Source organism: Streptomyces griseofuscus, assembly GCF_014673495.1.
GTDB classification, from domain to species: Bacteria; Actinomycetota; Actinomycetes; order Streptomycetales; family Streptomycetaceae; genus Streptomyces; species Streptomyces murinus.
The window spans coordinates 90,334-115,086 of the sequence record NZ_CP051006.1 but is presented as its reverse complement, the minus strand read 5'-3'; the positions used below and the strand labels follow the sequence as shown (position 1 = coordinate 115,086).

General features: G+C 70.2%; 25 protein-coding genes and 4 pseudogenes. 14 read left to right on the top strand and 15 right to left on the bottom strand.

Going from position 1 to position 24,753, the window contains the following annotated elements; translation table 11 throughout:
* Positions 1–5: 5 nt before the first annotated feature.
* Together HEP81_RS00575 and HEP81_RS00570 are read right to left on the bottom strand one after the other, a co-directional pair.
* The gene (locus HEP81_RS00575) at positions 6–1,115 is read right to left on the bottom strand and encodes a histidine kinase dimerization/phospho-acceptor domain-containing protein (protein WP_421673919.1); all 1,110 of its coding nucleotides are present in this window, start codon (positions 1,113–1,115) and stop codon (positions 6–8) included.
* Positions 1,112–1,801 (bottom strand): response regulator transcription factor, encoded by a 690-nt coding sequence (locus HEP81_RS00570; protein WP_037663891.1) that lies wholly within the window; start codon positions 1,799–1,801, stop codon positions 1,112–1,114. The genes HEP81_RS00575 and HEP81_RS00570 overlap by 4 nt, the downstream gene beginning before the upstream one ends.
* Before the next feature lie 200 nt (positions 1,802–2,001).
* On the opposite strand from HEP81_RS00570, the gene HEP81_RS00565 reads away from it, so the two are divergent.
* Together HEP81_RS00565 and HEP81_RS42065 are read left to right on the top strand one after the other, a co-directional pair.
* The gene (locus tag HEP81_RS00565) at positions 2,002–2,862 is read left to right on the top strand and encodes a DUF3152 domain-containing protein (protein WP_051850731.1); all 861 of its coding nucleotides are present in this window, start codon (positions 2,002–2,004) and stop codon (positions 2,860–2,862) included.
* A 239-nt stretch (positions 2,863–3,101) separates the two neighbouring features.
* Positions 3,102–3,230 carry a hypothetical protein gene (locus HEP81_RS42065; protein ID WP_259332216.1) on the top strand — a complete coding sequence of 43 codons (129 nt, stop codon included), beginning with the start codon at positions 3,102–3,104 and terminating at the stop codon, positions 3,228–3,230.
* Between the two features lie 415 nt (positions 3,231–3,645).
* Here the strand turns inward: HEP81_RS42065 and HEP81_RS00555 are convergent, their stop codons facing one another.
* From HEP81_RS00555 to HEP81_RS00530, 8 genes and pseudogenes are all read right to left on the bottom strand, one after another.
* Positions 3,646–4,017 (bottom strand): hypothetical protein, encoded by a 372-nt coding sequence (locus HEP81_RS00555; RefSeq protein ID WP_037663890.1) that lies wholly within the window; start codon positions 4,015–4,017, stop codon positions 3,646–3,648.
* Between the two features lie 376 nt (positions 4,018–4,393).
* A complete protein-coding gene (locus tag HEP81_RS00550) occupies positions 4,394–4,567 on the bottom strand; it encodes a hypothetical protein (RefSeq protein ID WP_157854673.1) in 174 nt (57 codons plus the stop codon).
* 21 nt (positions 4,568–4,588) lie between these two features.
* Complete coding sequence (locus HEP81_RS00545) at positions 4,589–4,840, bottom strand: EamA family transporter (RefSeq protein ID WP_051850730.1); 252 nt, start codon at positions 4,838–4,840, stop codon at positions 4,589–4,591.
* Between the two features lie 182 nt (positions 4,841–5,022).
* Positions 5,023–5,661 carry a LysR substrate-binding domain-containing protein gene (locus HEP81_RS00540; protein ID WP_207748322.1) on the bottom strand — a complete coding sequence of 213 codons (639 nt, stop codon included), beginning with the start codon at positions 5,659–5,661 and terminating at the stop codon, positions 5,023–5,025.
* Positions 5,628–5,804, bottom strand: a complete 177-nt coding sequence (locus HEP81_RS40905; RefSeq protein ID WP_172636739.1) for a hypothetical protein — start codon at positions 5,802–5,804, stop codon at positions 5,628–5,630. Before HEP81_RS40905 ends, HEP81_RS00540 begins: the two co-directional genes overlap by 34 nt.
* An 18-nt stretch (positions 5,805–5,822) precedes the next feature.
* On the bottom strand, positions 5,823–5,984 hold the full coding sequence (locus tag HEP81_RS40900) for a LysR family transcriptional regulator (protein WP_207748321.1): 162 nt from the start codon (positions 5,982–5,984) through the stop codon (positions 5,823–5,825).
* 130 nt (positions 5,985–6,114) lie between these two features.
* Positions 6,115–6,790, bottom strand: a pseudogene (locus tag HEP81_RS00535) (SDR family NAD(P)-dependent oxidoreductase); the annotation flags it as partial.
* A complete protein-coding gene (locus HEP81_RS00530; protein WP_051850729.1) occupies positions 6,787–7,509 on the bottom strand; it encodes a DUF1990 family protein in 723 nt (240 codons plus the stop codon). The gene HEP81_RS00530 and the pseudogene HEP81_RS00535, both read right to left, overlap by 4 nt.
* Positions 7,510–7,622: 113 nt before the next feature.
* Here HEP81_RS00530 and HEP81_RS00525 point away from each other — a divergent pair, with 113 nt between their 5' ends.
* Both HEP81_RS00525 and HEP81_RS00520 read left to right on the top strand, forming a co-directional pair.
* Positions 7,623–7,835, top strand: coding sequence for a hypothetical protein (locus HEP81_RS00525; protein WP_037663889.1), 213 nt, complete (start codon positions 7,623–7,625; stop codon positions 7,833–7,835).
* A gap of 6 nt (positions 7,836–7,841) precedes the next feature.
* Entirely contained in the window at positions 7,842–8,564 is a 723-nt protein-coding gene (locus HEP81_RS00520; protein ID WP_037663887.1) for a DUF1990 family protein, read from the top strand.
* Positions 8,565–8,923: 359 nt separating this feature from the next.
* Here the strand turns inward: HEP81_RS00520 and HEP81_RS00515 are convergent, their stop codons facing one another.
* Positions 8,924–9,802 carry an SDR family oxidoreductase gene (locus HEP81_RS00515; RefSeq protein WP_078967789.1) on the bottom strand — a complete coding sequence of 293 codons (879 nt, stop codon included), beginning with the start codon at positions 9,800–9,802 and terminating at the stop codon, positions 8,924–8,926.
* 144 nt (positions 9,803–9,946) lie between these two features.
* On the opposite strand from HEP81_RS00515, the gene HEP81_RS00510 reads away from it, so the two are divergent.
* On the top strand, positions 9,947–10,342 hold the full coding sequence (locus HEP81_RS00510; RefSeq protein ID WP_037663886.1) for a winged helix-turn-helix transcriptional regulator: 396 nt from the start codon (positions 9,947–9,949) through the stop codon (positions 10,340–10,342).
* A gap of 86 nt (positions 10,343–10,428) precedes the next feature.
* Here the strand turns inward: HEP81_RS00510 and HEP81_RS00505 are convergent, their stop codons facing one another.
* Positions 10,429–10,815, bottom strand: coding sequence for a nuclear transport factor 2 family protein (locus HEP81_RS00505; RefSeq protein WP_037663885.1), 387 nt, complete (start codon positions 10,813–10,815; stop codon positions 10,429–10,431).
* 100 nt (positions 10,816–10,915) lie between these two features.
* On the opposite strand from HEP81_RS00505, the gene HEP81_RS00500 reads away from it, so the two are divergent.
* From HEP81_RS00500 to HEP81_RS00490, 4 genes and pseudogenes are all read left to right on the top strand, one after another.
* A complete protein-coding gene (locus HEP81_RS00500; RefSeq protein ID WP_037663883.1) occupies positions 10,916–11,512 on the top strand; it encodes a TetR/AcrR family transcriptional regulator in 597 nt (198 codons plus the stop codon).
* A 180-nt stretch (positions 11,513–11,692) separates the two neighbouring features.
* Complete coding sequence (locus HEP81_RS00495; protein ID WP_037663878.1) at positions 11,693–13,204, top strand: carotenoid oxygenase family protein; 1,512 nt, start codon at positions 11,693–11,695, stop codon at positions 13,202–13,204.
* Between the two features lie 146 nt (positions 13,205–13,350).
* Positions 13,351–13,616, top strand: a pseudogene (locus HEP81_RS41025) (telomere-associated protein Tap); the annotation flags it as partial.
* 181 nt (positions 13,617–13,797) lie between these two features.
* Positions 13,798–14,429 (top strand): annotated as a pseudogene (locus HEP81_RS00490) (leucine zipper domain-containing protein); the annotation flags it as partial.
* A 102-nt stretch (positions 14,430–14,531) separates the two neighbouring features.
* Here HEP81_RS00490 and HEP81_RS00485 read toward each other — a convergent pair.
* Positions 14,532–15,131, bottom strand: coding sequence for a TetR/AcrR family transcriptional regulator (locus HEP81_RS00485; protein WP_037663874.1), 600 nt, complete (start codon positions 15,129–15,131; stop codon positions 14,532–14,534).
* A 110-nt stretch (positions 15,132–15,241) separates the two neighbouring features.
* Between HEP81_RS00485 and HEP81_RS00480 the strand changes: the two genes are divergently transcribed.
* Positions 15,242–15,811 (top strand): membrane protein, encoded by a 570-nt coding sequence (locus tag HEP81_RS00480; RefSeq protein WP_037663871.1) that lies wholly within the window; start codon positions 15,242–15,244, stop codon positions 15,809–15,811.
* 1,079 nt (positions 15,812–16,890) lie between these two features.
* Here HEP81_RS00480 and HEP81_RS00475 read toward each other — a convergent pair.
* A complete protein-coding gene (locus HEP81_RS00475; RefSeq protein WP_037663869.1) occupies positions 16,891–17,379 on the bottom strand; it encodes a hypothetical protein in 489 nt (162 codons plus the stop codon).
* Positions 17,380–17,797: 418 nt separating this feature from the next.
* Between HEP81_RS00475 and HEP81_RS42510 the strand changes: the two are divergent.
* Positions 17,798–18,265, top strand: a pseudogene (locus HEP81_RS42510) (hypothetical protein); the annotation flags it as partial.
* A gap of 1,977 nt (positions 18,266–20,242) precedes the next feature.
* Positions 20,243–21,694: an NF041680 family putative transposase gene (locus tag HEP81_RS00470; RefSeq protein ID WP_037664675.1), complete on the top strand. Its 1,452-nt coding sequence runs from the start codon at positions 20,243–20,245 to the stop codon at positions 21,692–21,694.
* A 37-nt stretch (positions 21,695–21,731) separates the two neighbouring features.
* Here the strand turns inward: HEP81_RS00470 and HEP81_RS00465 are convergent, their stop codons facing one another.
* A complete protein-coding gene (locus tag HEP81_RS00465; protein WP_243279240.1) occupies positions 21,732–22,460 on the bottom strand; it encodes a hypothetical protein in 729 nt (242 codons plus the stop codon).
* 463 nt (positions 22,461–22,923) lie between these two features.
* Between HEP81_RS00465 and HEP81_RS00460 the strand changes: the two genes are divergently transcribed.
* A complete protein-coding gene (locus HEP81_RS00460; RefSeq protein WP_154821600.1) occupies positions 22,924–23,319 on the top strand; it encodes a hypothetical protein in 396 nt (131 codons plus the stop codon).
* Positions 23,320–23,788: 469 nt separating this feature from the next.
* Positions 23,789–24,718, top strand: coding sequence for a type 1 periplasmic-binding domain-containing protein (locus HEP81_RS00455; protein ID WP_157854712.1), 930 nt, complete (start codon positions 23,789–23,791; stop codon positions 24,716–24,718).
* The last annotated feature ends 35 nt before the right edge of the window (positions 24,719–24,753 follow it).

The following is a 24,753-nucleotide window of genomic DNA, read 5'->3' as shown; positions in this document are numbered from 1 at the left end:
TCCACCTAGTCCTGCCAGTTGCGTGCGGCGAGGGTGTTCGCCAGGGACTCGGCCAGGTCGAGCTCGTCCAGGTGGGGTTCGATCGCGCCCGCGTCGAAGCGGGAGATCTCCATCAGGTCCTCCACCAGTCCGCTCAGCCGGCTGGTCCCCTCACGGACGAGCCGCAGCGCGTGGCCGGTCTCCTGGTCCAGGTGGAGCGCGTTCTCGTCCAGCACGTCGGTGACCGCCGACATCGCGGCCAGCGGCGTCCGCAGTTCATGGGAGACATCGGCGACGAAGCGGCGCGCCTGGGCCTCCAGCCGGCGCAGCTCCGCCACCGACCGCTCCAGCGCGGCCGCCGTGTCGTTGAAGGACTGCGACAGATCGGCCAGTTCGTCGGAACCGCTGACCGCCAGCCGGACGTCGAGGTGCCCTTCGGCCATCCGGCGCGTCGCCCCGCGCAGCGCCCGCACGGGACGGAGCACACCGCTCGCGGCCATCAGCGCCAAGGCGACGGCGAGGCACAGTGCCACCAGGGTGGCGCGCTCGATGTTGCCGACCATCGCGTCGACGTACGCCTCTTCGGTGTTCTGCGGCACCACCAGGAACATCGCCATTCCCGAGAGCCTGGGCGTCTGGTCCGCGGCGGTGGTGTACGTGACCGGCATGCCGACGACGAGGAAGGAATGCCCTTGGGTGTTCACCCGCTGGAACACCGCGGCGCGCTTGGTCCGCACGGACCGCAGCAGTTCCGGGCTCAGCTTGTCGAAGCCGGCGCTCGGCGCCCAGGCGCGGTGGTCGCCGTACGTCGCCAGGACCCGCCACCCCTGTTCCGGGTTGGCGTGCAGCACCTGGTCCACCGCCCGCTGGAGGTCCGAGGCGCCCGGCACCGGGGGCGTGTAGACGGCCGCGGCGTTGACACTGGTCCGGAACTGCCGGATGACGGCGTCCTGGCTCTGCTGGAGCACTCCGGTGCGCGCGCCCCGGAAGGCGAGTGCCCCGGTGCTCAGGGCGCTGACCGTGGCGACCAGGACGAAAGCCGCGATCAGGCGGGGGCGCAGGCCCCGCAGCGGAAGCGGGACGCGCGCCAGGGCCGCCCGCAGGAAGGGCGCCCGCCCGGACACCGGGCCGTTCACGAGGTGCCGAAGCGGTAGCCGAAGCCGCGCACGGTTTGGATGTACCGGGGCCGGCCGGCGGGCTCACCGAGTTTGCCGCGCAGTCGCTTCACACAGGCGTCCACGAGCCGTATGTCGCCGTAGTAGCTGTGCTCCCAGACCAGTTCCAGCAGTTGCTGGCGGCTGAACACCTGGCCGGGCGAGGCCGAGAGGGTCAGCAGCAGCCGAAGCTCGGAGGGGGCGAGCGTCACGCGTTCACCGCTGTGCGTCACCACGAGTCCGGCCCGGTCGATGACCAGGTCCCCGTGCGACTCCGGCCGTGGCCGGGCGGTGTTCGAGACGGAGGGGTCCTGCCTGCGCAGCACGGCCCGTATGCGCGCGTCGAGCACCCGGGCCCGCACGGGTTTGACCACGTAGTCGTCCGCGCCGGCCTCCAGCCCCACGACCACGTCGATGTCGTCCCCCTTGGCGGTCACCATGATGATCGGCACCTGGTCGCGGTCCCTGATGCGCCGGCACACGTCGAGGCCGGACATGCCGGGCAGCATGAGGTCCAGCACGACGACGTCCGGGCGGAAGAGCCCGAGGTGTTCCCAGCCCTCTTCGCCCGTTTCGGCGGCGATCACCTCATGTCCCTGATGTCGCAGGCCCAGCCGGACGGCCTCGCGTACGTCTGGGTCATCCTCGACAAGCAGAACTCGTGGCACCTCGGGAGTGTAGGCAGATGCCGGCGGCTGACCGTCCGGAGGAGGGGGCCCCGGGCGGGGGCTGTTACCAAATGATCACACCGGGCCGAGGGGCCGCCCGCCGGGCCCGCGGTGATGGGCACCGCCGGAAAGCCGCTCGTTACCTTTCCGTGACGATTCGCGCTCATGGCGATCATCTGAAATGGCCAGTTTGAGCTGCCATGCACGCATCTCACCGGGCCGAACGCCGCCGGCCCTCCCGCCGCCGGCGACGGCCATGCCGTCGGGGCAGGGGCTGGCCGGTCGCCGCACTGACGGTCGTCGGACTGCTCGGCTCCGCCGCCGTCCTCCTGGACGGCCGGAGCGACGCGTCGAGCGGCGCGCCGCGTCAGCGGAGCGCAGTGAGCGCTCCACCCGAGGCCCAGACCCAGAGCAAAACCAATAACACGGCGAAGAGGAAGACCGCTCCGCCGCCCTCCCCTTCGCCGACCGACACCGGGACCGAGGTCCCCTCGAAGGGCACCGGCGTATTCGTCACCGCGCGGGCCGGCGGCGCGAAGGTCGGCCGGGGCCCGCGTCCGCTCCGTTACGTCGTGAAGACCGAGACCGGCCTCGACCTCTCGCCGGCCCAGGCGGCCGACGAGATCGCCGGCATACTCGCCGCCCCCCGGGGTTGGAGCCACAACCCGGCCTACGCGTTCCAGCTGGTGGGCGCGGGACAGCCGCACGACCTCACGGTGAGCATCGCGACGCCGGGGACGGCCGATGCCCTGTGCTGGGCGGGCATCCACCAGGACACCGGGGGCGAGTACAACTGCGAGGTCCCCGGCGGAGTCGTGGTTAACCTCAAGCGCTGGGTCGAGGGCTCGCCCACGTTCGACGGCCCGATCCACGACTACCGGGCGCTGATCATCAACCACGAGATGGGGCACTTCCTGGGCTACACGCACACCACCTGCGCCGGGCCCGGCCGCTTGGCCCCCGTGATGATGCAGCAGATCAAGGGGCTGCACGGATGCGTCGCCAACGCCTGGCCCTACGACAGGAACGGCGCCTTCGTCTCCGGGCCGAAGTCGCCGTGAGCCGTCGTGAGGTCCCCGCGATCCGCTCGCGGGGAGCCGGTCGACGCGCTGCGGTGGCGGCCCTGCCGCGGGAGCGGTCAGGTCCGCAGGGCCCGCGCGAGGGGCTCGCGCCACGGGGGCAGGGGAGCGAGGCCGCACGCGCTCCAGCGGTCGTGGGTGAGGACGCCGTACGCCGGCCGGGGGGTCGGCCGGGGGGAAGGTGGTCGGCTGACGCAAGCTCAGACAAACCTTCGAGCTGGTTGCGGGCCCTGCTTGGTGCCGATAGCCCGGCCGGTGGCACCGCCCGCCCCGGCTTCCACACGTACGACGGCAAGCTGATCATCGTGGTCATCGGCATGAAACAGCTCAAGGAGCACGGTCAGGCGTAGGTCGCTCCGCGCGGTGGTCTCCGCCGTTCCGCAATGTCGGGGCGGGGCGGTCTTCCGGCGCCGCGCCCCCGCCCGACGCACAGGACCCTCCTCGAAGCGATCGGCAACCCGCGCCGTGCGGGGAGCCCACGGCACCCGCCAACAGGCCGAACACGCCGCCGCCAGCGCTTGAACTCCCGCACGTGACGCACAACCTCCTCCATGATTCCCAGGAACGGGCCGCCACGCTGGGACCGCGCGGAGCGGTACGGCTGATGGCCGGCGGGCATGTTCGCGACCTGGCACAGATCCCCGGACCCGGCCGTCTTGCCACCCGCTCCGCACCGCCGCCGGACAGCGCTCCTCCGGGGGCGCGGCCGTGCGGGTCGATCACTTCCGGGGAACGGGGGTCGGACAGCGGTTTGCAGCGGGCGCGTCAGACGGGCGGGCAGCCGAACCAGTCGACCGCGCCGGTGCCGGCATCAGAGGTGTAACCGAGGCACCTGATGGTCCTACTGCGCACGGTCGTGGACCGGTCGACTCCAGACTCCACGCTGTCACCTTTGTAGTGGCGTTCGACGAGGGTGTCGATCTCCACCTTGTACCACCGATGCTCCTGGGACGGGATGCCGCAGCCCCGAGCGGTCACGGTGCGGCTCGGCCCGCTGTCCCACACGTCCTGCTCGGCACGGACGCAATGCGCGCCCGTGACCGCGACTGCGGCGGGAGCTGCGGACGCGAGCGGGGCCAGCGCGCCTATGGTGATCGCCGCGCCGATGCCGAAAAGGTGTTTCACAGTCGCGTTCATTCTTGGATCCTCCTGCGGGGCAGGGTCATCGACCGGAGCCGTGGTGTCATCTCCTTGTGATCATCACACCGGAGTGTGTCCCCGGCCTGGTGGCCAGGGGCTGGTTCCTCCTACCCGGTGACCTTGGTGCTGCCAATGCAGCAGACCGACAAGGCGCCCCGCTCGACAAGCGGGCGGGCGACACCTCGACGCACTCGTCAGCCGGCCCGGCGTCCGCCAGCTCGATCGTCGGCATCTGTGCAGGTCCGGTGACGGCAGCGATGCGAGCGGCCTGCGTCTCCGACGGCGGGAGGTGGTGCGGAGAGCGGCCGGGGAGCGGACCGTCCCGCCGGGCGCCGTTCATTGCGTGCGGTTCGTGGGGCGAGGACCCCGGCCCTCACCGTGCGCCCGCGAGCCCCTTGGCCGGTGCGGGGGTGTCGGTGTTCGCGGTGACCGGTGTCTGCTCGGCGGGCTTGTCCACCTTCTCGGTGCCGAACAGCACGGCCGCGCCGAGTGACCAGACCGGGCCAGTGCCGCTGACGATGCCGGCGACGTTGCTGGAACCGTGCACCTCACCCTGGGCGAACAGCAGTCAGGGCACGGCGTTGCCGAGCAGCGCGGCCAGGGCCATGTGCTCGAGGAGCTTGCGGTCCCGGAGTGGGCTCTGCCCTCGGGACAGTCCGGTGGCCATCAGCATGGCGGCCCCGAGGACGAGCCGCACGAACACCATCTCCACGGGCGAGAAGCCGTACCCGGAGATCTTGATCCAGAGGAAGACCGAGCCCCACAGCAGACTCAGGCCGGACAGTGCAGCAGCGCGCCCGATTTCATGACGGGCCCTCACCTTCAGCGGACAACAAGAGCGAAGGGGGAAGGCAGGGGCGGGGCGGAAGCGCTCCGCCGAACCGCACCAAGAGCGTCGCTCGCGCCCCCACCCGCGGTCCAGCAATAAAATCTTTCCGATCAACGCGAAGGCCGCCTGAAACGTTCGATGCTTCGGTAGTTCGGCGCCTATCGCCTACGAAATTAACCCCGCGGCGCCCTGTCGAGCTCTGATTCGGCCGCCGGAGCCCCTTCACCCAGGGCCTCCAGTACCGGCTCGATATGCGGCACGTCCCCGCTGCCGGGCCGTATGGCGGCGAACACCCCGCGCCAGGGCGCGTCGTCGAAACGCCGCATCGTGACACCGGGCTCGGACGACCGGCGGGCCAGCCGGAGCATCAGGCAGATGCCCAGGTCCTGGCGGACGGCGGCGAAGGTGGCGTTCCAGTCGCCGATGACATGCGTCGCGTGCGGGGTGAAACCGGCGGCCGTGCAGGCGGCAAGGGGAATCTCCTGGCACATGCCGACCGTGGCGAAGACCCACGTCTCGTCGGCCAGGTCTCGCAGGGTCAGTGATGGCGCCTGCGCCAGCGGATGGTCCTCGGGCACAGTCACGTCGAACACCTCTGTCATCAGCGGCCGCTTGTCGAAGCGAGCGTCCGCGGCGGGCGCCAGCGGCGACTCCACGGCGATGACCGCATCCGTGCGCCCCAGCTGCGGCAGCTCGAAGCTGGTCGGCGGATCGAGCTCGGCGAGCGTCGTGCGCAGCTCGGGCAGGCGCTGCTTGAGTATGGCGGCGGCCGGCAGGATCAGCGGTGCGAGGGTGGTGCCGAACCCGGACACCGACACCTCGCCGCGCGCACCGCCCCTGTGCTCGGCGAGGCGCGATGGAGCCGGTCGGTGTTCCCGAAGATCTCCTCGGCGCGCCGCGGCACCACCTTCGCCGCGCCGGTGAGCCGCCGCCCCACCGGCTCGGTTGTGGGCATGCTCAACTCCTCCGCCAGTCACGTCAGTTGCTGGGAGACCGCGGATGGGGTCAGATGCAGCGCGGCCGCCACGGCGCTGACCGTGTCCCGCCGGTCCAGTTCCACCAGCACCCGCAGTTTGCGCAGATCGAGCTCACTGCCGTACGGCTTGCTCGTCGAGCCGCCCTTGTCCGTGACCATGCCGGCGCAACGGCAGCGCAGGGCCCGTGTTCCGCCTGGTGGGTTGCGGGGGAGGGCGCAGTGGGTGGTTTGGGTGTCGTGTAGTCAGGACGGTGTGTGCGCTCTGTCCGGCGCTGTCCGACTGCGCTGCCAGGCCGGTGGCATCGGCGTCGGCCGGGTGGATGGTGCGCAGGCAAGGGGGCATGTGGAGGCGTAATTCGCGCAGGGTGGTGTGTTGTTCGGCGTCGCGGATCATGTCGGTGTCCGTCCAGGAGGGGCCGGTGATGCCTACCGCCGCTCCTTGATGGGCGACTTCTGCGCGCAGGGCGTGGGCGAAGGCCTTCCACGCCTGCTTTGGAGGCGCAGTAGGCGCTCATCATGGGGGTTGCGCCGAGGAAGGCGAGCGAGGCGGTCTGCAGGTAGTAGCCGGCGGTTGCGATGAGGCCGGGCAGGACGGCCCGTGCCGTGTGGGCGCTGCCGGTGAGGTTGACGTCGATGACGCGGCGCCAGGAGGTGGCGAAGGGACCGCCCTGTGCGAAGCCTGCGTTCGCCACGACCACGGAGGGCCGGCCCAGGCGGGCGCGTACCTGGGCGGCCGCGCGGGTGAGGGCGGTGGCGTCGGTGACGTCGACTTCGATGGCCACGGACGCGGTGGGCAGGGAGGCGGCCATGGTGCGTAACCCGGCCTCTTCGTGTCCCAGGAGCGCCAGGCGTGTTCTACGGAGGCCGAGTTCGTGTGCCAGTGCTGCGCCCGGTCCGCGTGTGGCTCCGGTGATGACGGCGGTCCGGTTCTTGAGGGGGTTGTTCGCTGTGGGCCGCGCCCTCACCTCTTCCGTGCTGGCCGGGTTGGCGGGCTGAGCCGGCGGGTGTGGATGTGCACCCCGTCCACCAGCCGGCCGCCCGAGATCTTGACGGCGGACAGGCAGAAGCGGACCCACATGTTGAGTTGGATCTCCTTCGCCACGCGCAGATGGGAGTAGAGCACGTGCACCAGGCGGGTGGCGGCGCGTGCCCACAACTCGATCTCGAAGACCAGCAGGTCGCCGTCCGTGTGCGCGCAGAACTGCACCTGTCCGGCCTCCATGTGGCCGCGCAGGGTCACCAGGTGCAGCGATTCGCGGTCGCGGCGCACGACCCGCACCGGGCCGTTCCAGGGGCCCGGCATTTCCACCAGCAGCTCGTCCGCGACGTCCAAGCCCTGTGCGCGGAGTTCGTCGGCACGGATACCGACGACCTCGGACGGGACGAAGTGCTCGAAATGGCGGCAGACGTGTTCGAGGAGCCGGGGGCCGTCGATGTCGGCCTCGGCGATGCGGACGCGGAAGACGCGGTGGAACAGGGGGCCGTGGCCGTCCTCGGCCCGCTGCACCGTGTCACCGGCCGCCGCGTCAGGAAGCCGCGGCGGCCGGATCCGCTCGTCCTCCTCGCGTACGTCGGTGCGGTGCAGGGGGGTCGTCTGCCAGAGGTAGCGCCAGGTGACCAGCATCGTGCCCAGGAGCCACCGTGCCAGCACGGTCAGCGCCCGCGGGCAGGGTGGACGGGACATCGGGCTCCCTCACGTCATCATATTTGTCGCAATTAGGTATGAATGGGTGCATACCCTGGTATAGGGCTGGTGACACGGTGGCGTGACACGAGCGGGCGAACCCGGAGGCGTACATGGTGGTCGGGCTGCTGCACCGGGCGGGTGCGCGCAGTGCTCACTTGCACCTCGCCTCGTTCGGTGCGATCGGTCTGTGCGTGACGCTGTGGGTGCGTGCGAAGACCATCGACCAGGAGCAGCGCGGGAACGCCGAACGGCGCGCGCTCTTCGTCGGTCTGTGGCCGCCGATGCTGTGGCTGATCGGCGAGTCGTTGCGGGAGCCGCAGTGATGACCCTTGGGTGACCGGGCCTTCGGGCGGTTCGACGCGGCAGCGGCGTGGCGCAAGCTCGCCGACGCGTCCGTCAACTACTCGATCGACGAGGTGCGGTGCCCCGCGTGGAACATCGACACGTACCGCACCCCGCTGCCCGCCGAGCCGCCTGGTCCTCCCGTCCCCGGGGGGTCCTGGGAGCATGCCCGCCGTCTGGTGCGTGACTACGAGTTCTCGCCGCCGGAGATCGTCCGGGCGTTGTACGACCCGGCGGAGCCCCTCCTCGGTCGCGACATGCTCCTCGAAGCGCGGTTCCACGGCCTTCACTTCTACTGCGGTGTGCGCGTCACCGAAGTGGTCGACGAGACGCGCGGGGGCAAGGATCACTCCTGGGGGTGGGCCTATGAGACCCTCGACGGCCACCTGGAGCGGGGCAAGGTCACCTACGAGGTGGTGAAGCACGGCCTGAGCGGCGCGGTGGAGTTCGTGGCCACCTGCCATTCCCAGGGCGCGCCCTCGCTGGGTCCCGTCACCTCTCTGGGATGGCGGTTGTTCGGCCGCCGCACGCAGTTGCGGTTCTACCGTCGCTGTGGCGGACGCATGCGGTGCTTCGTCGAGACGGCGCTGCGCGGGGAGCGCGTTCCGGCCGGCCCGGCGATGCGGGTCGGCCCTCTGGTGTACGCACCGTCGGACGCGAGAGCCCGTCGTCTGGACGCGCTGGCCGTTCACCGCGCTTTTCCGGGCTGACGCACCGGGCCAGGGCCGGCGACGCTCCTGCTGTCGTCGGTGGGCCGGCGGCCGCTTTCCGCGGGTGTCCGGGTCTCAGGCGTGCCCGGCGTTGGGGCCGTCACCCGGCTCGTGCGGCAGGCCGCGTCGCACGCCGCTCCGGGCGGCGGCTGGCGGGTTGGGTCGGGCGGGGTCTGTCGACCCGCGGGCGGGACGTGCGGGCAGCGTATGCACAGTTGGCCGGGTCGGGCCGGGGCGGGCCACCCGGCCGGCCCCGCCGTCACGTCCGTCATGCGGATCTTGCAGGGTGTCAGAGTCCCCTTGGCTCCCCCTCGCGGGGGCGCTCCGTGCCACCTGGGCAGCCCGGCCGCATCACGAGTTCAGCCTCGGTGATGCAGGGCGAGCGCAAGTGCCTCGGCCAGGGTCACGGGCGGGCGGCCGATCAGGCGGCGCAAGTCGCCGGAGTCGGTGTACATCTCGCCGCGGTTCATGCCGCGGTCGGCGTCAGCGAGGACCTCCGCCAGCTCGGCGGGCAGGCCCGCGGCGGCCAGTGCCTGAGCGAAGTCGGTCACCGGGAGGTCGGCGTAGGTGACCTGCTTTCCGGCCGCGGCGGAGATCGCGGCGGCGAGCTCGGTCAGGGTGAAGGATTCGTCGCCGCCGAGCTCGTACACGGCGCCCGTGTGGCCTTCAGTGGTGAGGACGACCGCTGCGGCCTCGGCGTAGTCGGCGCGGGACGCGGCGCTGATCCGCCCCTCGCCTGCGGCGCCGACGACGGCGCCGTTGTGCAGGATCTGCGGCAGTTGGCTGGTGTAGTTCTCCAGGTACCAGCCGTTGCGCAGCAGCACGCTGGGGATTCCGCGGTCGCGCAGATACTCCTCGGTCTCGCCGTGTGTGGCACCGATGACGGTGGTGGCCGTGTCCGCGTGCGTCGTGCTCGTGTAGGCCACTAGCGACACGCCTGCGGACGCCGCGGCGTCGATCACGCGGCGGTGGTTGGCGACCCGCTCGCCCACGGGGACCGAGGCCGAGATCAGCAGCAGCCTGTCCGCCCCCGCGAAGGCCTCGGCCAGGCCGTCAGTGGCCGAGAAGTCGGCGCGGCGTACCGTGACGCCCCGATCGGCCAGGTCCTTGATCCGGGAGATGTCCCGGCCGGTCGCGATGACGTCCGCGGCCGGGATCCCGCGCCGCAGCAGCGCCTCGATGGTGAGCCTGCCCAGCTGGCCGGTGGCTCCGGTGACGACGATCGGCATGTCGGTCATTCCTTCCTTCCGAGCGTGCCTCGCACGCTTGCTGCGGTCCGTCCGCGGCGGGATGGAACACAGAATGACCTGGACACTCTCTGTTGGGAAGTAGCCACTTCTTGGTACGGTACTTACCAAACTGAAAGCATTGAGGTGAGCCGTATGACTGCTGTCGAGAACGCGACCGGGCCCGTGCCGTCATTCGATCCGTACGAGCGCGGCTGCCCGTCGCGGGACCTGCTCGACCAGATCGGCAGCAAGTGGGCGGTCCTCGTGCTGGGCGAACTCGGCCAGAACGGGACCTCTCGCTTCAGCCGGCTCCGGCAGGCTCTGGCGGGCGTGAGCGAGAAGATGCTCACCCAGACGCTGCGCACCCTCGAACGCGACGGGCTGGTCAGCCGGACCGTCTACCCAGAGGTGCCGCCGCACGTGGAGTATGAGCTGACCGCGCTCGGCCAGACGCTGCGGGAACCGCTGAAGGCACTCACGGAGTGGTCCGTGCTGCACATCGAAGAAGTCATCACCGCCCGCGAGGAGTACGACGGCCGCACCCGGTGATCGGCGGCGGCCGACGGCTCGGGGTCGGCGGGGCGGGGGCGCCGTCGCGCGGTCGCCGGCCCGGTGAACGGTGTGCGGGGTGCCGCTCAGACGAAGAACGCGTTCATGCCGGGAACGTCGGACAGGTAGGTCTCGATGTTCGCGATCTTGTTGTCGCGGAGGCGGCAGACGGTGGAGAGGTGCTCGTCCAGCCGGACATCGCCCCGGCGGGCGGTGTTGTGCAGGGACAGGGCCATGTTTTCCCGGCTGACCAGGATGTGCAGCAGCTCGAAGTCGAGACCGTAGGAGGCGATCTTCTTCGCCCGCTCCACGACGGCCTCCGCTCCCACCGCCGTACCGGAGATGGTGTTGTCGCCCGGGAGCGTCCAGGTGGCGTCGTCGGTGAGCAGGCTGCGGATGCCCTCCCAGTCACCCGCGGTGAGATAGGCGTGGAACTTCTTGCCGAGCTGGTGCTGGACCTCGTACCGGGCCATCGGATCTCCCTGGGAACGACAGTTAAAGCGGCGATCTCCGCTTTAAAGACTGTAAGTACCTCACCCACTAAAGCGCAACTCAATGCTTTAAGGTGGAGGCATGCCCGCCAAAAGCAAAGACAGCCGCCCCGGTGGCCGCAGCGCCCGCGTACGCGCCGCCGTGTACCGGGCGACCGTGGACCTGGTGCAGGAAGTCGGAGCCGAGAAAGTCAGCATCCCTGTGGTGGCACGCCGCGCCGGCGTCAACCCCAGCTCCCTCTATCGCCGTTGGGGGACGGTCTCAGCCCTCCTGGCGGACGTGGCCGCCCAGCGCCAGGACGAGGGCGCGCCGGAGCTGCTCGGAGATCTGCGCAAGGACCTGGAACGGGCCGCGGTCTGGACGCTCACCGACCTCTCCCAGCCGGGAGGGGTCGCCTTCTTCCGGGCCGAAGTGGCCCCGGATGTGGATGAGCGGCGAGCGGGCTTGCGTGAGTGCCTGGAGCGGGTCAGCGGCCGCTTCCACGCGGCTCTGGAGGCCGCGGCCCGGCGGGGCGAGAGCGCGCCACCGTTGGAGCGGGTGCTGGATCACGTGGTCGCGCCCCTCTACTTCCGGGTGGTGTTCTCGATCCCGGAAACGAACGACGACTACGCACGCGGCCTCGTCGCCGAGTTGTGCGACTGCGGGTACGGCGTCCCTGCGCGACCGCGACAGGACTGAGTGGCATCGCACCAGCCTGGCCGTCCTCCGGTGGAGCCATGTCGCCGGGGGTGGTGGTGTCAGCAGCACCCCTGTTTCGGGGGCTGGGCCGACTGTTTCACGGGCCGCCGGGGAGGAGGGTTGTTCCCGTCACCGGAGCCGGGGCGGCGCCGGACATCGACACGGGAGCGGGGAAACGTGATGGCCAGTCACACACGGCGCAGACTCCTCAAGGGCGCCGCGGTCGCGGCAGCGGGCAGCGTGGTCGGGAGCGGTCTCGGTCCCGGCTTCTTCACGGCCGCCGCACGGGCGGCTCCCGCGGCAGGGAAGAGCGAGGCGATCGGGGCGACACCGTACCTGGAAGGTGCTTTCGCGCCGGTCACCGAGGAGTTGACCGCCTTCGGTCTCGAGGTGACGGGCCGGATCCCGCACGATCTGGACGGCCGCTACCTGCGCAACGGACCGAACCCGCTGCGCCTTGCGGACGTCCGTGCTCATCACTGGATGCTCGGCGACGGCATGGTGCACGGGGTCCGCCTCCGTGGCGGGCACGCGGAGTGGTACCGCAACCGCTGGGTGCGCTCCTCGCAGGTGACGGCGAAACTGGGGGAGACCTACCCTGGCCAGGTACCGCCGGACGACTTCGCGTGCAACACGCACGTCATCCCGTACAAGGGCCGCATCCTGGCCCTGCAGGAGAGCGGGCCGCTGCCGTACGAACTGGACGGTGAGCTCAACACCGTCCGCCCGTACGACTTCCATTCCACCCTCACGGGCGCGTTCACCGCGCACACCAAGTACGACGCGGTGGCCGACGAACTGCACGCGATCGCGTACTACCCCACCTGGGACCACGTCAGGCACATCATGATCGACCGGACCGGCCGGGTCGTGCGGACCACACGGATCCCCGTCGCGGACGCGCCGATGATGCACGACTTCGCGCTCACCGAGAAGTACGTGGTGATCGTGGACGTACCGATCACCTTCGACGCCGCCGCCGCGCAGGCAGGCGCGATCGTGCCGTACGTGTGGAACGACCGGCACCCCATGCGTGTTGGGCTGCTGCCGCGAACCGGCGGCACCACACGCTGGTTCGAGATCGACCCGGTGTACTACTCGCACACCCTCAACGCCTACGACGAGGGCGACACCGTCGTGCTCGAGTACATAGGGTTCCCCGCACCGTTCTACGCGGCCGGCCGGGGCATGGGCGGTCCCTCCGCGACCGGATCGCCGACGCTCGACCGCTGGACGGTCGACGTGCGCGCGGGCCGGCTCCGCGGCAGCCGGCTGGACGACCGCCCGCAGGAGTTCCCCCGCATCAACGAAGCCCTGGTCTCACGCCGGCACCGATACGCGTACACCGCCAGCGCGGCCGAGATGTGGCGCGCGTACGAGACGGCCGACGGAGTGCCGCCCGACGAGAAGTTCTCGAACTACCTGGTGAAGCACGACATGTTGCGCGGCAGCGGGCAGCTCCACCGCTTCCCCGGGGGCGCGGCGGTCAGCGAGCCGGTGTTCGTGCCGCGGCGCGGGGCGCGGGACGAGGACGACGGCTACCTGTTGGCGTACGTCAACGACCCCGACCGCGGCGCAACCGACCTGGTGATCCTCTCGGCGCAGGACTTCACCGGCCACCCGCTGGCCCGGGTACACCTGCCCGGCCGGGTACCCCTGGGCTTCCACGGCAGCTGGGTCGCGGACGCCTGACGGCGGTGTCCGGTGGCGGGCCTTTGGCCATCTGCACGGGGCGCCGCCCGCCGTACCAGGCCACCGCCCCCTCGAAGGCGATCCGCACGGTTGAACGTCGGCACTTCGTGCTCCCGCCGACAGAGGAGGCCGTCGGGAGGTGTGCCATGTCCGAGTTGTTCGACGCGCTGGTTGCGTCCCGGTCCCCGCTGCCGCCGGCGCAGGAGTGCGAGCGGCTGCGGGTCGCACATGGCCTGACGCCGGATGAGGCCGCCGCCGCGCTGAAGGTGCGCCGGGCGCCGGTGCCGGGCGGGAGGCGGTCAAGAAGACGACCGAGCCGCGCGGGCCGGAGCGTGAGGCGTATGCGCGGCTGCTGAACAAGCTTGACGAGCCGGCTGCTTCGACACCGCCTGCCCGGCGCCCGCTGCCGTCCGGTAGGACACGCCGATGCCCTCGGCCCGGCGGAACGAAGAGTCCCTGACCGTGAACATGCCCTCGCCCGGCGCCGACTCTCCACGGGCCCGTTCGACCTCCGACGCGGCGTCACTCATCGCGAACCGGATACCGGTCGCGGTCCCGCCTGACTCCCTGTCCGAAGCGGCGGCGGTCATGGAATGGCGCCGGCCCGGCTGACCGTTCACGGCGGGCGACTGCTCGTCGAACGTGTCCGCTCCGGCAGCCCCCAGCGCCGCAGAGAAGGGCGTCTCCCGCTGCGCAGCCCACAAGTGGATCCGGGGCTGGCGGTCCGGGGGCGAGAGCGGACTCATCGACCGTTCCAGCCGTCTCCACAGGACAGCGCACCGGACCGCGGCCGCCACCGGGACACATGTCTGCAGGCCGCGGCAGAACCGCGAGCTGGGCCCCGCACATATCGGACCGATCCTGGGCCTGCCCGCCTCCGCCGTGCACCGCACCCTCACTCCGGCACGGCCTGAACCGCCTCGCCTTCCTGCACCGGTCCACAGGGGAAGTGATCCGACGCCACGAACGGGACCGGCCGGGCGAACCGGTCCACGTCGACGTCAGGAAGCTCGGCCGGGTCCCCGACGGCGGCGGCCACAAGGTCCTGGGCCGGCAAGCCGGCCGGGCCCGGCGAAGCAGCGTGGGCTTCGACCGCGTCCACTTCGCCGTCGACGACCACGGCCGCCTCGCCCGCAGCGAGATCCACAGCGACGAGAAGGCCGCTGTCTGCGCTTCATGGCGAGCCGGCATCCGGCAGGCCGGCGCCGCTTTTCGGTCCCGCGGGTCCCGCGCCCCGCCCTCGCTCCCGCCGGGCCGGTGCCGGACCGTCCGATCGCACTGACGCGGTGCGCACCGGGTGGACCGCAGCGCGTCGACGCAGGCGGGCTCAGCTTGCCGTATATGCCGCGGATCGGGCCCGCAGGATCCCTTCGACGCCCTCCATGAACGTCTCGGTGATCATCCCCGGATCAGAGAGGCACCCCGCGGCCATGGCGCCGTCCCGGAGCATGACGAAGTGCCGTCCCGCCGGCCCGGCGGGCGCACTCCCGACCTGCGCCAGCAGGTCCGTGACGGTGTCGAGGAACCACTGCCGGTGCGCGAGAACGGCTTGGTGGATCGGGTGCGCCGGATCGGGATACTCAGCCGCGGCGTTGAGGAAGGCGCAGCCGCGGAAGCCCTCCGACCGGATGCCGTCGGCGATGGCGCGGCCGACCGCGCGCACCTTGTCATCGGGCGTTCGAGCATCCTTCCGGGCGGCCGTCAGCTGGGCCCTGATGCCCTGGTCGGCCTGTTCGAGGTAGGCAAGGACGAGATCCTCCTTACCGGAGAAGTGGCGGTACAGGGTCGCCCGCGTCACCTGCGCTTCTTCGATGATCCGGTCGATACCGACGGCGTGGATCCCCTCCGCGTAGAAGATCCTCACGGCCGTCCCGAGCAGCCGCGCCCTGGCCGCGGATGTGCCGCCCTCTTTTGTCTTCCGGTTCATGGCTCCCACCCTACATGCGGGGGAGAACGTTCGGTCTTGACAGGTGGTCCGGCGAGCCCAACGATAAGAGGAGACCGAACGTTCTCCCTCCTCTTGAGAGGTGCTCCGCCATGAACACCGTCAGCCAGCCCGCTCCCACCGCCCTGACAAAGCTCCCGTCGGCTCTGCGCAGGCTGTATCTCCTGCGTTTCGCGTTCGCCGCCGTCTGGGCTGCCCTGCTGTTCGCGACGGCCGACAGGCTGGGCCCGCTCAGCGGGACACTGCTGGTGCTCTACCCCCTCTTCGACGCGGCCTGCGCGGTGGTCGACCTGCGGTCGGCCCGGACGGCCGACGACGCGGTGAGGAGGCTGTCCGTCAACATCGCGCTCAGCGTTCTCGCCGGCATCGCCCTGGCCTTCGCACTCGCCTCCGGTATCCCGGCCGTCCTGCGGGTCTGGGGCGTCTGGGCCGTCACGGCAGGTATCACGCAACTTGCCGTGGGCCTGGTCCGTCGCCGGATGGGAGGGCAGTGGCCGATGCTCGTGAGCGGGACCATCTCCGCCCTCGCCGGCACGAGCTTCTTCCTCCAGGCCGACAAGGACGGAGCCTCGCTCACGAATCTCGCCGGGTACGCCTTCCTCGGCGGCGTCTTCTTCCTCATCTCCGCGCTGCGCCTCAAGTCCGCGGAGCGAAACGACTGAACGCCCGGCGGCTCGAACTTCCCCTCCCGGAGGGCGGTGACTTCAGGCGGGCCACACCCCGCGCATGCGTCGAGCGGGGCATGGCACCGCGCTTCCGGCATCCGCCGCCCGGACAGCCCCGGCGGAGGCGGTACGCGGCACAGGGCTCTGGCGCGGAAAGGGTTCGTCTCCTCATCTTGGGGGCGAGGAGACGAGACGAACCACTTCTCCGCTTCCGGCAATCGACCATGACCTTGAGCCGGGCTCGATCCAGCAGCCCGTTGCGAAGCGGACGAGACCTGGCCCCCTGGTGCGTCACCTCCGTCCTCCGCGACGGTGGGTGTGACAGGACGCATCGGTAGGAGAAGACAGAGCGGATGTGCGTGATGTCTGCGGAGCGCGTTGATGTCGCGTACACGCTGGTTGGCGCTGCGGCCAGAAGCCAAGTGCTGTCGGTGCGGAACAAGGAGGCCCGGTGCCTTCCCGGAGGGCGGCGTGAGTGCGGCGAGACGCTTCGCGTCCAGCTTCTGTCCGGGGGACCGGCACTCGATCGACGCGACGAAAGCGTGTCGGAGGCGTTTGGGTGACAGTGGCGGGGGCCGGCGTGATCATGCCGCGGTATCTGGACGGTGTGGCCGGGCCGCTGGGGGCGGAAGGGGCCGGTTACAGCACCGTCCGCGGATGGCAGGATGGCCACGCAGTTCGGCCTCGTCCACCAGCTGAGGGGCGCTGAACACGGCCAGGCCGACGTAGCGCTTGCGGGCCTGCCCCTGACGACGCCGACGCAGCAGACCGGCGCCCGGCCGGTCCATCTGCCGGACCGTGCGCAGCTCGCGCACCATCGCCTGGATCTGCTTCTCCTGCTCGGGGAGTCCAGCCCAGCTCCTGCGTGCCAGAAAGCGCCCGGAGAGCCTCCTGGACCGCCTGCTGCGCCGGCTCGGCTCCGTCGCCCGTGCCGCCGTCCGGCAGCAGCTCAGCAGCCTTCCTGAGCGCCGCCTCAGCCACGCCAGCGTCGCCATGTTCGGACACTCTCTCCCTTCTCCTCGCAGAACGTGAAGCATGCTCGTCGCACCATTCCCCAGGCAATCGGACGGCCGGGCCTACCGCGGACCCGGGGCCGCCTCGCCCGGCGTGTCCGTCGTGCGTCGGGAGCTCCGGCGGATGACGTCGGGCAGCTGGCGGGAGGCGGCGGCCGGGATGAAGAACAGCCCGGTCATGCCGAGCGCGGTCACGGTGGCGATCAGCAGGCCCACCGGGAACGACGGGTCCTCGACCGAGGCCACTCCGCAGAACACCGAGAAGGCGGCGACGAACGCCAACGACGCCAGGATCCACCGCTCCCGCAGCGGCGACCGAGTGCCGGCCATCACCGCGCCCCACCACGCCCAGCCCGCCGCCACACAGAACAGCACGGCGGCCGGCGGCAGCAGCACAGGCGGCGCCCACCGGGCGACGTCGCCGCGGGGGAGCTGCTGCCCGGTCCGGTAGCCGACCTGGACCAGCCACACCAGGTACATCGGCACCTCGACCGCGATCACCACCCACATCAGGATCCGCAGCCCCCGTAACGCGACCCGCTGCTTGCCCATCCCACGCCCTCCCCCTTCGATCACCAAGTCAGGGGGAACGTAGCGGCCAGGCGCCAACGCCCACCAGGGCGCTGTCACTCACAAGGGTGGGGATCAGTCGCTCTCGATCAGCACCACACCGCAATCCGCAACACCCGTTCATCCCGTTCCGCTCGCCGTGCTGCCTGCCCTTCCGGTTTGTCGCCGCCGGGCAACGTACTGGCGAGGCTGTTGATCACCGAAGAGACGAGGCGCGACCAAACGCGGTGGGGGCCAGGCGAGCAGCTGCTGAAGCGACCGAGCGTGGCTGACGGGGTTCCTCGCACTGCCTTTCTCTGCGGCGTCCGCCCCAGGGTCCTGTTCTCCTCCGTCCTGGTGCCTTTGACGCGCCGCGCAGGTGTCTGCCCCGGCCGGTCGGTTTCCGTCTGCGCTTCGGTCTCTGGGCTGGAGCCGAGAGCAGCTACAACACGTCATCGCTGCCCGGTCGCTGCCACACCCGGTCCGCACCACGGTCGGCGCGATCATCGCCGCCCGCCTCCGCACCGCCCAGGCATACCCACCACCCGCCCTCGCCGGCGCCGACCGCGACGGCCACCCCCCGCGGGACACCCCGCCACCACAGCCAACCACCTCCGCAGCCGCGCGCACAGTGAGCGAGGCCCTGGCCTACCGCGCCCTCGTCGAATGCACCGGCTGCGGCGCCCCCCGAACCGCCCCCGGCGAAGACCTCTGCCCCGCCTGCCTCCACTGGCCGCTCTGCCGCACATGCCCCGGCCCAACCCCCCGCCGCGCCCGCCCCGACAGCGACGACCGCTGCACCACGTGCGCCTCCGTTCCGGTCGACGAACTGGAAGGAATCAGCTCGCGACAGCCACGTCCCGCACTCCTTCCCGGCCGAGCGGCATGAGCGGCCCTGTCCGGGACCGCGCAGCCGGCCAGAGTTTGAGGCCGCGGCTTCCAGCCAGCAGCCCGGCGTCCAGCCGGAGTCCTGCTGGAGAAGCCGCACGGCTACAGGAGAACCCTGGGACCCTTGGACCCAAGGCCGTCTCCGCTCGTGCATGGATGAACACCCAGGCAGCCGGACGATGCAGCGGAGTCCCGGCCCCCGAATGACGATGCTTGCCTGCTGCCACGGCATGAGGAGATAGGAGACATGCGGCGTTTTCCGGAGACTGCAAAAGTCCACGGAAACGCGTCTGTGGAGCGGTAAAGCCGCCGGTCAGGAAGTCTGCTCCCCGCGGCTGCGGGGATGATCCCTGGTTCACGACCGGGCGGAAGTCTCCGGTCGTCTGCTCCTTGCGCCCGTAGGGATGCCCCGTCGTGGTGGGCTTGAGTCCTTCCGCATGTCGCGAGATGTGCCCCTCTCATGGTCAGTTCCTCGATTTTCCGATCACGAAGTACCTGGCCGAGATGTTCGCGGCGATCCGGCGGCGTACCAGCACCCGGGCAGGCGAGGTCTCGTTGCCACGAGGCCGGCCTGGACTGTCCTGGGCGGAGCTTGTCCCGCTCGCTGAGGCCGCACAGAACAGCAGTGAGGATCCGACCGACAGCACACAGCGCCTTCTCTCCTGCTTCCGATGCTCGGCGAGGCCGAGATGCCCCGCGAAGGGCGTCACCAGGGTGGCGCGAGCGCTGCCCTGTTGCTGCATACGTTCCGACGCGGCCGAGGAGTTGGCCGCCGTACTGGTCAGCGAGCAGGTGGCGGCCTGCCTTTGCGCGTGGAGCGTGGTGGTGGACGAAACGAGGACGAACTGCCTGGCGTGCTCGGTCAGGAACCCACCACAAGAGCGACTATGCGCCCCACGCCCTGACAGCCCTCCTACGAATAGGGCATCCTGGTCACATGTCTGAGGACCAGTCCTGCGGTGCCTGCGGTGGTAGCGGACTGACCGAACACACCGAGCACACTGTCGAACTCGACAAGAACGGCAATCAGGTACCCGTCACGCGATCGTGGACCGGGTCCTGTGGAGCTTGTCATGGCAGTGGCCAGGGCTGACGGAGGAGAGCACCATGCGACCGATCTTCCTGTGCGTCGGATGCGGGGCCGTCTACCTTCCGCCCGAGAACCCGGTGTCCGGGCCTCCCGTATCGTCTGCGCACTGCTCCAAGCCGGGCTGTGGGGCGGTCGTCCGTGAGGCCGTGGAGATGTCCGGGCTGTCGGAGGAGAAGCTGGGGGAGTTGGCCCGGCGAGCGGGCGGGCTGGAAGGCGAACCCCGTCGGCCCCGGCTGGGACGCCGGCCCGTCCACGGCAAGCGTGGCGCTGCGGCGCCCGGAGGCGGACGCGGCAAACTCCGGTAGTTGACGACCGTATGACCACGGCCTTCGGGCGTGATCCAGTGCGAGGCCGCGGTATGCCGCGCGCGGCCTGGGTTGCCGGACACCGAAGACCTGCTGTCACTCTCGAACCGCACGTCCGCCCGCGCGCATCCGGTACGGACATACCGTCAGCAGTACGAACACCAGGAACAACAGCGCTGCGACTACCCACAGAGGGTGATGGCGCTGGCCGCAGAAGCGACGGACAACACCAGCAGGTCGGGCGGCAAGACACTCCGGTTGACCCACGGGGACGTGGGCGGGCAGGCAGCGCACCAGAGAGATTCCATCAGGGTGGTTGCGCCGGCCCGGAGCACCCACGCCGGGCCGTGCACCACAGGACGCCGCACCCCGACGCCAGCGGCAGGAACGACGACTCGGCACGCAGAGCGCGCGTACGGTCCGCAGCATGACTGTCCCGTCAGCTTGTGTTTTAAGGTCTGACCTCGAACGATGCCCCGAACGTGATCGCTCATACGTGGATTCCGGGGACGTGAACACGGCCTTCGCCTGATCCTGTGCTCCGACGAAAGAGGCACTTGACCAGCACGAAGGCCGTGGGGGAATGAGTCTGCTGCATCACGATGCCGGGCGGGATGCGTTCGCTGTGGCGTCACACTTCCGAGATGACTTCTACGCGTGCCTGCGCGCGTATGGCGACGAACTGTTCGAGCTGACGGACGCCCTGCTGTGTGCGGACGGGCCGGTGAGGACGCCGGTGGATCTGACACTGCTGGCCGAGCATCGCCGAGGGCACGGCGCGTTGTACGCGGCGTTGAACGAAGGCCGTATCGACGTCGGCCGGCTGCGGCGGACGCTTGCCGCATTGCCGCAGCCACAGGCCGCCGACCACCGACTCGTCTTGGCCGTGGACGTGACCAACTGGCTGCGGCCCGACGCCGAGTGCAGCCCGGATCGCCTGTTCTGCCACACCTTCGGCCGAGGCCGGGACCAGCACCTGATGATCCCCGGCTGGCCGTACTCGTTCGTCGCCGCCCTCGAATCAGGCCGCACCTCCTGGTGCCAGCTGCTGGACGCAGTCCGGCTCGGGCCCGAGGACGACGTCGCCGAGGTCACCGCCGTCCAGGTCCGCCGCGTGGTCGAAGACCTCATCGCCGACGGTCGGTGGCGCGAGGGCGATCCGGACATCCTCGTCGTCTTCGACGCCGGCTACGACGCCCCGCGCATGGCCCACCTTCTCGACGGGTTGCCCGTCGAGATCCTGGGCCGGATGCGCTCGGACCGCGTCATGCGCCGGCCCACACCCACACAGCTGGAGTACGCCAACGCCTATCCCCGAGGCGGGCGGCCGCCGAAGCACGGCAAGGAGTTCCGCTTCGCCAAACCCGAGACCTGGGGCGAGCCCGATGCGGCGACCGTCCAGGTCACCGACCGCTACGGCACCGCACAAGCGATGGCCTGGGACCGTCTCCACCCGAGGCTCACCACCCGCTCCGCCTGGATCGACCACGACCGCGAACTGCCCATCATCGAGGGAACGCTGATCCGCCTGCAGGTCGACCGCCTACCCGGCGGCGGTGACCCGCTTCCGCTCTGGCTGTGGTCCTCCGCCACCGGAATGACTGGCACTGATGTCGATCTGCGCTGGCAGGCGTTCCTCCGGAGATTCGACCTGGAACACACGTTCCGGATGATCAAGCAGACGCTCGGCTGGACCCGCCCGAAGCTCCGTACCCCAGAAGCGGCAGACCGCTGGACGTGGCTGATCGTCGTCGCGCACACTCAGCTCCGTCTTGCCCGGCCACTCGCGGAGGACATCCGCCGCCCCTGGGAGAGACCGGTGGAACCGAACAGGCTCACCCCGGCCCGGGTCCGCCGGGGGTTCAGGAACCTCCGCCCCCACCTGCCCTGTCCGGCCCGTGCACCCAAACCCACCCGGCCCGGCCCCGGCAGACCCCTCGGCTCGAAGAACCAGCGACCCGCCACCCGCTACGACGTGGGCAAAACGGTCAAGCGACCCGAGAGCATCATCGAACGGAACCGAGCCAGACCCTGACGAGGCCGTGGGAGACCGTTTGCTTCAACCTCGGTGGTCACGTCGCGGTGGGGACGTAGGGCGCTGCTGCGACCTGGGCCATCGTCCGAAGATTCGCAAAGTAGGAGGCGCAGTACTCCTCGTTGATCAGAGGAACGATCTTGTCGAGGTCGGCGATGCAGCCCCAGAGGTAGGCGATGCCACTGCCGTCGAGCCCGCCCTTCAGCTCCCTCTGCACGAGGCCGGCGACGTCGGCGTCCAGGAGGACCAGATCCACGCCGTCGAAGTCCACACCGCGGAAGCCGTCGGGGAACAATGCACGCAGGTGGTCCTCCCACAAACGGGCGAGTCCTCCTTCGGGCTGTGCTCCGCCCACGTCGGCGGCTGTCGCCTCTGCCGCGGACGGTGGGCGAAGGAGCAGGGAGACGGCATCGAAGACGGCACGCAGCATTGCGACGGCCCGGACCGGGCGGAGGGCGGCACTTGACTCGGCGCCCTGCGTGAGCTTGTCGCGCAGCAATCGGCTGCGGTCGAGTTCGATGGCGAGCTCGGCCGTGATGAGCCCGGCGTCGGTGGCCCGCTCGATGAGGACGTGGAGCGGTTCGTTCGTGGCCAGACACTCAGCGAGGACGTGCTCCAGGGCGAACAGGGAATGCGTGACGGCGACGGTGGCGAACTCGTACCGGTAGTAGGAGTGCCGGATGAGCTCGCGGGAAGTTTCCAACGCGCTCATGACGTACATCGACGCGCCGCCGGGCAGCACCAGGTCGGCAACCAGAGCGTGCATCTCCGCATAGTCGAGAACGAGGTCGCGGGCGCGCGGGTCTCGTCCCGGCAGGAGGAGCGGGTCGGGCGGCGGTGGCAGGGTATTCACCGGTGCAGTCTTGTCGCCGTAGGTTGTCGGTGCCATCGGATTTGCTCGGGGCGGTTGGTAACCCGCGGCCGCATCTCGCCAGCGGGTCCGACCTTAAAGAACAAGGTCAGTGCCTGTTTCTTAGTTGGACATGACATGAAAATCCGTGGGGTTGAGGTTCGCTCAGGTCAGGAATCGAAGGTTCGAGCCGCTGCGTAGGGCTTTCGGAAAGCCCTTGAGGATCCCCGTCAGTTGTAGCTTTAAGCGGAGTCTTCCGTCGATTCCATAGAAAGTGCGCTTCTTTTCTGTATTCGGGCGTGTCGGTCATGGTCGACGCCAGCATGGTGCATCGAGCGGAGGGCTCCCCCTCCCGCCGCGGAAAAGTAAGGAGACCTCAGTGGTCAAACGCGCGGTGAAGTACGGTCTCGTGGCAGCAGCCGCTGCGGCGATGCTGGTCGGTCCGGCCGGCTTTGCGACAGCTGCCAGCACGGGAACGATGCACATCGTCGAGGGCAAGACTGTCACCCTTCCCCCATCGCCCGGCAACGGCTACGCCGGGGACGCGGCGGCCTCGGCCACGTGTCCGGCCGGGGAGGTCCTCACGGGCGGCGGTGCCGAGGTGAAGGCCGGAAACTCCTACGTCCAGCGCTACAACCTCGCGGCAAGCAGACCGATCGGCAACGAGACGTGGTGGGCCTACGCCACGAACAGTGACCCCAACAACCCGGGCACGCTCCAGGCCTTCGCGGTCTGCGCGAAGGTGACCAACCTGGATGTGGTCCACACTCCCTGAGTTCTTCCTCTGAGCTGGGCATGACGTGGCAACCGGTGGTGTCCGGGCGTTTGCCCAGCTCGGAATTCGAACGGAGGGGTTTGGGTGGCGGAGTCGGCTGGTCGACGGCTGCTCGGCCGACCTTGTCGTCGGTTGGGGTGATGCAGACGACGTGGTAGCGCGAGAACTGGGCGCGCCTGAAGGCCCGGCGACCTCCTGACTGCACGGACGACGGTCATTGGCGATTCCGCGTGCTGGATTCAGTGCCGGCGACGGAGTCCGGCATCGGCTCGGGCAAGGACCACGTCACCTTCAACACCAGCGCCCCGCACGATCGCGCTGACGCCTTCCGCTCCCGGTCAGTCCTGCGGGCGGCACACCTGGTACGGCTCGATGCCCGGCTCGCCCATCGCGATCTGTGCCTCCATGGCGTCGAGGCAGCCCATCTTCTTGGTATTTCCAGACACCTTGATGCGCCGCCCGCCCGACCGTGCCGGAACCGCGTGCCGCGCTCGGAGACTTCGCCACCGACGACTGGCTGCCGCCCACTCTGCCCGCAGTGATCGCCGAACGCTCGGCCCGGGTGCTGCACCTGCCCGAGCCCGAGCGGCCCGCGGCCCCCGGGACGCCGGTGGACGAGCCGCCCGCGCCGAGCCGGCGGCGCCTGCTGGTACTGGGCGGTGCGGCGGCCGCCGCGCTGACCGCCAGTGGCTTTGGGGCCGCCTGGCTGACCGGCCGCGGCGATCCGCCGTCCACCGCCGTCTCCCGCTCACGCCGTGCCGTCGCCGTGCAGGCCGGCCTCTCCGGCCCCGGTAAGGCACTGGGCACCTCGGTCGAGCACGGTGTCCGGCTGGCGGTGGAACAGCACAACGCGCGCCGACCGTCCCTTCGACCTGGCCCCGACGATCCTCGGCGACACGGGAGACGCGGACCGGGCCGAGAAGGCGGCTCAACGCCTCGTCACGGACGGCCGGGTGTGCGCGGTGATCGGTCCGACGTCCCACGCCACGGCCCTCGCGGCCGCGGGGACCGGTACAAGAAGGCGCTCCTGCCGATGGTGACGGCGTGGGCGGGCTCGGACTGCCTGTACGCCGCCGTGGACATGAAGCACCCCGCGTCGTCCGTGTTCCAGCTGCGCCCCTGCGACACCGCGATCGGCGCGCCGCTGGTCCGCTGCCTCACCAGCGTGCGCCCGGCCCGCCGCGCCTTCCTCGTCGAGGATCTGGCGGCCCGGGACTACAGCTGGGGTATCGCCCAGAACCTGCCCCCCACCCCATGCGCTCAACTGGGCCGACTGCAAAGCTCAGTTGCAACGGATTCGCCGGCCGTCGTACAGCGCTCTGATGGCGGTCCATCCTCTTCCGCAGCGAGGCATGCGAGGCCCTGCTCTACGACCCAGGAACCAACGCCCGAGGCTTAAAACAACGGTATTGACCCTGGGGTGCCGCTGGTCGC